General features: G+C 71.9%; 2 protein-coding genes. Both read left to right on the top strand.

Features of this window, described 5'->3' with window-relative positions:
- On the top strand, positions 1 to 252 hold a 252-nt coding region (locus AC1DY2_RS20025), incomplete at its 5' end, for an HAD hydrolase family protein (RefSeq protein WP_476764009.1).
- An 83-nt stretch (positions 253 to 335) separates the two neighbouring features.
- On the top strand, positions 336 to 1,069 hold a 734-nt coding region (locus AC1DY2_RS20020; protein ID WP_476764008.1), incomplete at its 3' end, for an SMP-30/gluconolactonase/LRE family protein.

Below are 1,069 nucleotides of genomic sequence, written 5' to 3'. Positions count from 1 at the left end.
GGGCGGGTCGACGGGGCGATCGTCGACGCGCACCGCAAGGCGGCGGCGCTCGMGGAGTGGGCGGCGGCCAGCGGCATCCGGCTCGACCGCACCATCGCCGTCGGCGACGGCGCGAACGACCTGGAGATGCTCCGCACGGCCCGKCTGGGCGTCGCGTTCTGCGCGAAGCCCGTGGTGCGCGAGCGGGCGGATGTCGCGATCGACGTACCCGACCTCAGCGCCGTGCTGCCGCTGCTCGGCCWTCGCGGCTGAGCGCCGCGCGGCCCTCGCACCGTCCGACTGGGAGCTTCCCCAGAACCCGTACCGCCGCGCGAGCGCGGACGTACCATGTCGCCATGTCCGGTCGCATCGTCGCACGTGCATTCGCCACCATCGCTCTCACGGGGCTCCTCGCCGTCGCGGCGGCGGGCACTGCCCAGGCGAGTCCTCCATCGGGTGGCCCCTTCCCTGACGTGATCGGACTCCCCGACGGGTTCCAGCCCGAGGGCATCACGATCGGACCGGGCGGCACCGGCTACGTCGGATCGCTCGTCGACGGCGACGTCTTCGTGTTCGACGTGCGCACCGGCGAGCAACTCGACCGGCTCGAGGGCCCGGGCACCCCATCCGTCGGACTCAAGGTCGACGAGCGAGGACGACTGTTCATCGCCGGCGGGCCCGCGGGCGATGCTCGGGTCGTCGACGCCGACACCGGCGCCGTGCTCGAGTCCTACCAGTTCACGACCGACCCGGCGGCGTTCGTCAATGACGTCGTGCTCACGCACGACGGCGCCTGGTTCACGAACAGCTCGGCCGCCGAACTGTACTTCGTCCCAGTGAGCCCCTCGGGTGAGCTCTCGGATTCGTTCGAGGTGCTCCCGCTGACGGGCGACTGGGAGCAGGTCGCGGGCTTCAACGCGAACGGGATCGCCGAGACGCCCGACCACCAGGCGCTGCTGGTGATCCAGTCATCGACGTCGACGCTGTTCCGGGTCGATCCCAGCACCGGTGAGGCCACCGTGGTCGACCTCGGCGGCACCGCCCTGCCGAACGGCGACGGCCTCCTCGTGGTCGGCCGCACGCTCTACGT

This window comes from Agromyces sp. P1_H4, assembly GCF_056405255.1.
This window is presented reverse-complemented; position numbering and strand designations above follow the sequence as displayed.